Source organism: Komagataeibacter intermedius TF2, assembly GCF_000964425.1.
GTDB lineage: Bacteria > Pseudomonadota > Alphaproteobacteria > Acetobacterales > Acetobacteraceae > Komagataeibacter > Komagataeibacter intermedius.
This window is the reverse complement of sequence record NZ_BANF01000071.1, coordinates 1-7,861: the sequence shown is the minus strand read 5'-3', so window position 1 is coordinate 7,861 and position 7,861 is coordinate 1. Positions and strand designations below refer to the sequence as shown.

The following is a 7,861-nucleotide window of genomic DNA, read 5'->3' as shown; positions in this document are numbered from 1 at the left end:
CCGGCGGGGCCGGCGGGCGCGCCCACGCGGGGCCGGGCCGACGTACTGCCGACGGGGCGCAACCTGTACGCCATGGACCCGCGCGCCATTCCCACCCGGTCCGCCATGGTGCTGGCGCAGCGCACGGCGGAAGTGCTGCTGGAAGGGCACCTGCAGGATCAGGGCGAGCCGCTGTGCAGTCTGGTCATTGACCTGTGGGGATCGGCCAGCCTGCGCACGGGGGGCGAGGACCTTGCCCTTGCGCTGCTGCTGATGGGGGTGCGCCCGGTATGGGATGACGCATCAGGACGGGTCACGGGGATCGAGGTCATCCCGATGGCGGAACTCGACCGTCCGCGCGTGGATGTGACGCTGCGCCTGTCGGGCCTGTTCCGTGATGCCTTTCCGGGGCAGATCGCCCTGTTTGAACAGGCGGTGCAGGCCGTGGCCGCACGTGGTTTCGAGGCCCCCGGCCTCAACCCGCTGGCGGCACAGGCGGCGGGGCTGGACGGGGCGGCGCTGCAGGCCGCGACCGCACGCATGTTTGGCGCGGCGCCGGGCAGTTACGGCACGGGGATGGAAGACCCGCTGGCGCGTGGCACATGGTCAACGCGTGACGATCTGGGACAGGCATGGCTGGATGGGTCGGCATGGACCTATGGCGGCAACCGCGAGGGACAGCGCCAGCCCGACGCGCTGGCCGCGCGCATGGCGGGGGCGGCGGTCGTGCTGCATGTGCAGGACAGTGCCGAAACCGACATTCTGGAAAGCGCGGACATGGCCACTCATGAAGGCGGCATGGCCGCGGCGGCCAGCATGCTGGGCAATACACCGCGCCTGCTGCATGGCGATACCTCCCGCCCCGATGCGCCGCGCCTGCGGGCCACGGCGCAGGAAGTGGCCCGGATCACGCGCGGACGGCTGACCAACCCGGCGTGGCTGGCGGGCATGCGCCGCCATGGCTACCGGGGCGCTGCGGACATCGCACGCGGGGTAGAGGCCCTGCATGGTTTCGCCGCAACCATGCCCGCGCGTTTCGACCGGCAGTTTGACCTGACCTTCCGCGCCGTGCTGGACGACCCGGACATGGATGCCTTCCTGCGCCACGCCAATCCCGACGCGCATGCCGCCATCCGCCGCCTGCTGGCCGATGCGCTGCGCCGCGACCTGTGGCGGCCGCGCAGCAATTCCGCGGCCATGCTGCTGGATGATACACGGCCATGACCACGCCACCCGCCATACGCGGCTGGTGTCCCGGCCTGCACACCCCCATGGAAGCCGCCGATGGCTGGCTGGCCCGCGTGCGCCCGCCACTGGGCCGCCTGTCCGGGACACAGGCGCGACAGATCGCCCGCGCCGCCACCATGCATGGCAATGGCCTGATCGAACTGACCAGCCGGGGCAACCTGCAACTGCGTGGCCTGACGCCACACAGCGCCCGCGCCTTTGCCCGCGACATGCACGCGGCAGGACTGGCCAGCAGCGATGCCGCGACCGAGGCACGGCGCAGCCTGCTGCTGTCGCCACTGGCCGGGATCGACCCGGATGCGGCACCCGATGCGCCACAGGTGATCCGGGCGCTGGATGCCGCCCTTGCCGGAGCCGATACGCTGTGTGGGCTACCCGCCAAATTCGTGGTGGGCGTGGAATGTGGAGGATATATCCCGACAGGGACGCTGCGCGCGGATATTGTCGCCCGCGCCACGAATGGCGGGTGGCTGGTGGTCTGTGGTGATCGCGCGCTGGCCTGCGCTGGACATGACGTTCCACCCGTTGCTGTCGCGCTGGCGCATGCGCTGGCGGCAGCATCCCCCGCCGCACGGCCCCTGCGTGATCCCATGCTGGGCCGGGCCGCCTTTGCCCGCATCGGGCGACAGAATACTATGGCCGCCCCACCCGCGACCCGGCACAGCCCCCGGCCTGCAGGACCCCTGCCCGGTCACGCCATGGGCGCCGTGCTGCCGCCCGGTCCCGTTACCGCCCGCATGTTCGAAGACATTGCGCAATGGTGCGATGACCACGGAAATGGCCATATGCGCGTGGCCCCGTGGCGCGCGATCGTGCTGGAACAGTGCGCGGTGTCCCCTGCCCTGCCTGGCCTGATCACGCACGCGGATGACCCACGCCTGCGCATATGGGCGTGCATCGGCACACGTGGCTGCGCGTGTGCTGCGCGCGACGTGATTGCGGACGCGCAGGTACTGGCCCCCGACCTGCCGCCGGGTGTCAGCCTGCATGTATCAGGCTGCGTCAAGGGATGCGCCCACCCCGCTCCTGCCGACATCACGCTGGTGGCGGGACCGGACGGGTATGGCCTGTGCCCGCATGGCCGGGCGGACAATACGCCTGTGGACATCGGGCTTTCACTGGCACAGATACATCCGATCGTGCGGGGCTGGTCCCGGCACCCCACCAATCCCACCCCACGCAACGGGAGAACTGAACCGGCATGACCCCGCAGACGGAACCGTACGACTATATTCATGACGGGGCGGCGATTTATGCCCGTTCCTTTGCCATCATCCGCGCCGAAGCCGACCTGAGCGGGCTGACCAAGGCCGAAGCCCGCGTGGTCGTGCGCATCATCCACGCCTGCGGCATGGTGGATGTGGTGAAATCCATCCGCATGTCCCCCGATTTCGTAAGCAGTGCGCGCGCGGCCCTGCTGGCGGGCCGGCCCATCCTGTGTGATGCGAACATGGTCGCCCATGGCGTGACCCGCGCGCGCCTGCCTGCCGACAACGCGGTCATCTGCACACTGCGCGACCCGCGCACGCCCGTGATTGCAAAGGAAATCGGCAATACCCGCTCGGCCGCGGCGATGGACCTGTGGGGCGACCGGCTGGATGGCGCGGTGGTGGCCATCGGCAACGCGCCGACCGCGCTGTTCCACCTGCTGGAAATGATTCGCGCGGGCGCGCCCCGGCCGGCGGCGGTCATTGGCATGCCGGTCGGTTTTGTCGGGGCGGCGGAATCCAAGGACGCGCTGGCGGAATTTGGCGACCTGCCGTTCATTATCGTGCGCGGACGTCTGGGGGGCAGCGCCATGGCGGCGGCCACCGTCAACGCGCTGGCGAGTGAAGCGGAATGAACGCCAGCGCCGCGACAGGCCGCCTGTCCATCCTTGGCATGGGGCCGGGTGATCCGGAACTGATGACCCTGAAGGCCGCGCGCATGCTGCGCGAAAGCCCGGTGGTGGCATGGTTCTGCCGTCATGACCGGCCCGGCCATGCCCGCCAGATCGCCGGCGACATGCTGCCCGCACAGGCCGAGACCCTGCGCTTCGCCTATCCCTTCACCACGGAAATCCCGGTCAGCGACCCGGCCTATCTGGTGCGCATGGCGACATTTTACGATGACTGTGCCGGACAGATCGCAACCCGCCTGCAGAACGGACAGGACGTGGCGCTGCTGTGTGAAGGGGACCCGTTCCTGTTCGGGTCGGCCATGTATGTGTTCGACCGCCTGCAGGACCGTTTTGCCTGCACCGTGGTGCCCGGCATTACCGCCATGGCGGGATGCTGGTCGGCCGCGCGGCAGCCGATGGTGCATGGGGATGACGTGCTGTGCGTCATTCCCGGCACGCTGGATGAAGCGGCGCTGACCGCAGCACTGGAACGCGCGGATGCCGCCGTCATCATGAAGCTGGGCCGCAATCTTGAAAAGGTGCGGACCGCGCTGCGCCATGCGGGGCGCGAGGACCGCGCGATCTATGTCGAACGCGCGACCCAGCCGCAGCAGCGCTGGATGAGGCTTGCGGACATGACGGGACCGGCCCCCTATTTCTCCATCATCCTTGTCCCCGGGCGGGAGGACGCGCGATGACGCAGGCGGCAGGGCGCATCTTCATCGTGGGGCTTGGCCCCGGCGCGCCGGAACAGCAGACCCCGCAGGCCGGTCATGCACTGGCGCAGGCAACCGACCTGATCGGCTACGCACCCTATGTCGCCCGGGTCAAATCCGGGCCGGAGGTCGTGCGCCACGCATCCGACAACCGCGTGGAACTGGACCGCGCGCGCCATGCCATTGAACTTGCACTGGCGGGCCGGACCGTGGCGGTCGTATCCGGCGGGGATGCAGGCGTATTCGGCATGGCCAGCGCCGTGTTCGAAGCCATCGATCACGGCCCCGCCGCATGGCGGGGGGTGGATGTCACGGTCGTACCCGGCGTCTCAGCCGTGCTGGCCGCAGCCGCCCGGCTGGGTGCGCCGCTGGGGGGGGATTTCTGTGTCATTTCCCTGTCGGACAACCTCAAGCCGCGCGAGGTGGTGCACCGCAGGCTGGCCGCCGCCGCGGGCGCGGGGCTGGTCATTGCGCTGTACAATCCACGTTCAAAGGCCCGGCCCGACCAGCTGGGCGAAGCGCTGGACCTGCTGCGCACCATTTTGCCCGGCGATGTGCCGGTCGCCTTCGCCCGCGCCATAGGCCGCCCGGATGAACGCGTGATCCTGACCGATATCGCCCATGCCGACCCCGAACAGGTGGACATGAGCACGCTGGTGCTGATCGGCTGCCCGCTGACCCATGTGATTGACCGCGCGGATGGCGGGAAATGGCTCTATACCTCCCGCCGGGTGGATGAGACGTGCGCATAAAGGCACTCCAGCCATGCCATGGCGCCCCCCGCATCGGCCACGGTGGGGGCCGGGGCCACAGGCGGGCGATCGACCATGATGACCGGCAGGCCCAGTACGCGCGCGGCCTCCAGCTTGGCAGATGTTGCCGTGCCGCCGGAATTCTTGGTGATGATCACATCAATGCGTTCAGTGCGCAGCAGCGCGTCCTCGGCCGCGACATCAAAGGGGCCGCGTGCCTGCAGCACCCGCGCGCCGGGCGGCAGCAGGGCGGCATCGGGCCGGTCCACACTGCGCAGCAGCCAGTCATGCGCGCCCGCATGGTGGAAGGGCAGCAGGTCCTTGCGTCCCACCGTCAGCAGCACGCGACGCGGCGTGGCACCCAGTGCACGGGCAGCAGCCGGCATATCTGCCACCCGTATCCAGCGATCCCCCGCCACCGGCGTCCAGCCGGGGCGTTCCACGCGCAGCAGCGCGACACCCGCCTGTGCGCAGGCCTGCACGGCATTGGCGCTCATGCGCACGGCAAAGGGGTGGGTCGCGTCAATGACCGCCTCGATCCGGTGCGCCACCAGCCAGTCCCGCAGGCCGTCCACCCCGCCGAACCCGCCAATCCTGACCGCAAGCCGTGGCAGGACGGGCGCGCGCGTGGCCCCGGCGAGGGAGACCGTGACACCAAACCGCGTCCCCGCCTGTTCCAGCAGGCCATACAGCGCGCGGGCCTCCGTCGTGCCGCCAAGAACCAGAACCCGCATCTTTCCCCTCCTGCCTGCAACGGGGCATGCGCATGACCACCCCGTGGCTGCATGTTATCGGCATTGGCGAAGAGGGTGTCGAGGGGCTGCCCCCGGCCCTGCGCACGCTGATCGCGGGCGCGGACCTGGTGGTGGGTGGCGCGCGTCATCTGGCCCTTGCGGCGACGGTGACAACCGGGCGCACGCTGTCCTGGCCGCACCCCTTTGCCGATGGCATCGACCGGTTGCTGGCCCATCGCGGGCAGGCCGTATGTGTGCTGGCATCTGGCGATCCGTTCCTGTTCGGGGTGGGCAGCACGCTGCGCCGCCACGTGCCGATGGGTGAAATGCGGTGTTATCCCGCGCCATCTTCCGTGGCGCTGGCGTGCAACCTGCTGGGCTGGGCGGAACAGGATGTGAATGTCCTGTCCCTGTGCGGTCGCCCGATGGAAGCCGTGGCCCCTGCCCTGCAGCCCGGTGCGCGGCTGGTGGTACTGTCAGCGGATGAAGAAACGCCTGTCCGGTTCGCGCGCTGGCTGCACGAACGCGGCTTCGGGCCGTCCACCATGCATGTGCTGGGCGCGCTGGGCGGGGTGGGACAGGCGCACCACACCGCAACGGTCGCGGACATGGCGGCGGATACGCCCCGCCCGCCCCGGCTGAACCTGATGGCGCTGGACATCGTGGCGACGCGTGATGCGCTGGTCATCCCGCTGGCCTGCGGGCTGCCTGATGACATGTTCGCCCATGACGGGCAGATCACCAAGCGCGAGATCCGGGCCGCGACCCTGTCCGCCCTTGCCCCACGGCGGGGCGAGGTGCTGTGGGACATTGGCGGCGGATCGGGGTCGATCAGCATTGAATGGATGCTTCGCCACCCGGCCAACCGGGCCGTCGCCATTGAAAAATCGGCTGACCGCCGTGCCCGCATCGCCCATAACGCCCTGAACCTTGGCGTGCCCGCGCTGCGTATCGTGGCGGGGGAAGCGCCTGCCATCCTGCCCACGCTGGCAGCCGATGGCCTGCCGCCACCTGATGCCATTTTCATTGGTGGCGGCGTAAGCCGTCCCGGTATGCTGGATGCGGCGTGGCGCGCGCTGCGGCCGGGCGGGCGGCTGGTCGCCAATGCCGTGACACTGGAAAGCGAGGCAGCGGTCATCGCCGCCCATGCCCGCCGGGGCGGCACGCTGACGCGCATGCAGGTGGAACGGCTGGAAGCCATCGGGCGCTTCCACGGGTTCCGTCCCGGCATGACCGTGACCAGCTACGCCGTCACCCGCACACAGGACGTACCCGCATGATCGTCGCGGGACTTGGCCTGCGCAGCGGCTGCGCGGCAGGAGTGATCCTTGACCTGCTGCAGGTGGCCCATGAACGCTGTGGCAGGCGGGCGGACCTTGTCGCCGTGCCCGCCTTCCGCTACCGCGAGGCCGGGCTGCAGGCAGCACTCGCCCGGCTGGGCCTGACGCTGCGCGCGGTGACACCGGACGAGCTGGCGGCGGCTCAGCCGCGCTGCCTGACCCGATCCGCCCGCGCGCTGGCGGCACTGGGTGTCGCGTCGGTGGCGGAAGGCTGCGCGCTGGCGGCGGCGGGGCCTTATTCACGACTGATCGTGCCGCGCCTGACCGGCACCCACGCAACATGTGCCATGGCACAGGGAGAGGATGCATGACCGTACACTTCATTGGCGCAGGCCCGGGTGCTGCCGACCTGCTGACCCTGCGCGGGCGCGACCTGCTGGCGGCATGCCCGGTCTGCCTGTACGCAGGTTCCATCGTGCCAGCCGAAATGCTGGAACACTGCCCGTCGGATGCCCGGCTGGTGGATACCGCCCCGCTGACGCTGGATCTGATCGAAGCGGAATATGTAAAGGCCCATGCGGCGGGACAGGATGTGGCGCGTCTGCATTCGGGCGACCTGTCTGTCTATAGCGCCGTGGCCGAACAGATCCGTCGTCTGGATCGCCATGGCATTCCGTGGACCATGACGCCGGGCGTGCCGGCCTTCGCCGCTGCCGCCTCCGTTCTGGGGCGCGAACTGACGGTGCCCGAAGTCGCGCAGAGCGTGGTGCTGACGCGTGTCAGCGGGCGGGCATCGGCCATGCCGGAACGTGAAAAACTGGCCGCCTTCGGCGCGACAGGGGCAACGCTTGCGATCCATCTGGCCATTCATGTGCTGGACCGGATCGTGGCCGACCTGACGCCGTTTTATGGCGCGGACTGTCCCGTGGCCATCGTGGCGCGGGCGACATGGCCCGACCAGCTGGTGCTGCGCGGCACGTTGGGGGATATCTGTGCAAAGCTGGCGGAAAATCCCATCGAACGCACGGCGCTGGTGCTGGTGGGGCGGGCGCTGGGTACGCACGACTTCCGGGAAAGCGCGTTGTACAACGCCGATTATCATCGGCGCTTCCGGTCCTGAGTCACTGCGCCATATGGTAGCGGGATCAAAAAATAAAAAATTTTGGGTGCCGCCTTATATTCAAATGGCGGTGTTCCCTGATGCTTTTATTCAGGGTCTGTTGGGAATCATCTTGAATTAATGATTGCGCCAACGAGATAGATCATGGCTTCG

The 7,861-nt window shown here is 69.0% G+C and carries 9 protein-coding genes; 8 read left to right on the top strand and 1 reads right to left on the bottom strand.

Going from position 1 to position 7,861, the window contains the following annotated elements:
* The 5 genes from B7449_RS10990 to cobJ form a co-directional block, all read left to right on the top strand.
* On the top strand, positions 1-1,203 hold a 1,203-nt coding region (locus tag B7449_RS10990), incomplete at its 5' end, for a cobaltochelatase subunit CobN (RefSeq protein ID WP_048883623.1).
* On the top strand, positions 1,200-2,432 hold the full coding sequence (cobG, locus tag B7449_RS10985) for a precorrin-3B synthase (RefSeq protein ID WP_039733047.1): 1,233 nt from the start codon (positions 1,200-1,202) through the stop codon (positions 2,430-2,432). The genes B7449_RS10990 and cobG, both read left to right, overlap by 4 nt.
* Positions 2,429-3,070 (top strand): precorrin-8X methylmutase, encoded by a 642-nt coding sequence (locus B7449_RS10980; protein WP_039733046.1) that lies wholly within the window; start codon positions 2,429-2,431, stop codon positions 3,068-3,070. Before cobG ends, B7449_RS10980 begins: the two co-directional genes overlap by 4 nt.
* Positions 3,067-3,804, top strand: coding sequence for a precorrin-2 C(20)-methyltransferase (locus tag B7449_RS10975; RefSeq protein ID WP_039733045.1), 738 nt, complete (start codon positions 3,067-3,069; stop codon positions 3,802-3,804). The genes B7449_RS10980 and B7449_RS10975 overlap by 4 nt, the downstream gene beginning before the upstream one ends.
* Entirely contained in the window at positions 3,801-4,574 is a 774-nt protein-coding gene (gene cobJ, locus B7449_RS10970) for a precorrin-3B C(17)-methyltransferase (RefSeq protein ID WP_039733044.1), read from the top strand. The genes B7449_RS10975 and cobJ overlap by 4 nt, the downstream gene beginning before the upstream one ends.
* Here cobJ and B7449_RS10965 read toward each other — a convergent pair.
* Positions 4,538-5,308, bottom strand: a complete 771-nt coding sequence (locus B7449_RS10965; RefSeq protein WP_039733043.1) for a cobalt-precorrin-6A reductase — start codon at positions 5,306-5,308, stop codon at positions 4,538-4,540. The genes cobJ and B7449_RS10965 overlap by 37 nt on opposite strands.
* Before the next feature lie 32 nt (positions 5,309-5,340).
* On the opposite strand from B7449_RS10965, the gene B7449_RS10960 reads away from it, so the two are divergent.
* Genes B7449_RS10960 through cobM form a run of 3 tightly spaced genes read left to right on the top strand, consistent with a single transcriptional unit; the run spans position 5,341 to position 7,708 of the window.
* A complete protein-coding gene (locus B7449_RS10960) occupies positions 5,341-6,588 on the top strand; it encodes a bifunctional cobalt-precorrin-7 (C(5))-methyltransferase/cobalt-precorrin-6B (C(15))-methyltransferase (protein WP_039733062.1) in 1,248 nt (415 codons plus the stop codon).
* The gene (locus B7449_RS10955; protein ID WP_039733042.1) at positions 6,585-6,959 is read left to right on the top strand and encodes a cobalamin biosynthesis protein; all 375 of its coding nucleotides are present in this window, start codon (positions 6,585-6,587) and stop codon (positions 6,957-6,959) included. Before B7449_RS10960 ends, B7449_RS10955 begins: the two co-directional genes overlap by 4 nt.
* On the top strand, positions 6,956-7,708 hold the full coding sequence (gene cobM, locus B7449_RS10950) for a precorrin-4 C(11)-methyltransferase (RefSeq protein WP_039733040.1): 753 nt from the start codon (positions 6,956-6,958) through the stop codon (positions 7,706-7,708). Before B7449_RS10955 ends, cobM begins: the two co-directional genes overlap by 4 nt.
* Positions 7,709-7,861: the final 153 nt, after the last annotated feature.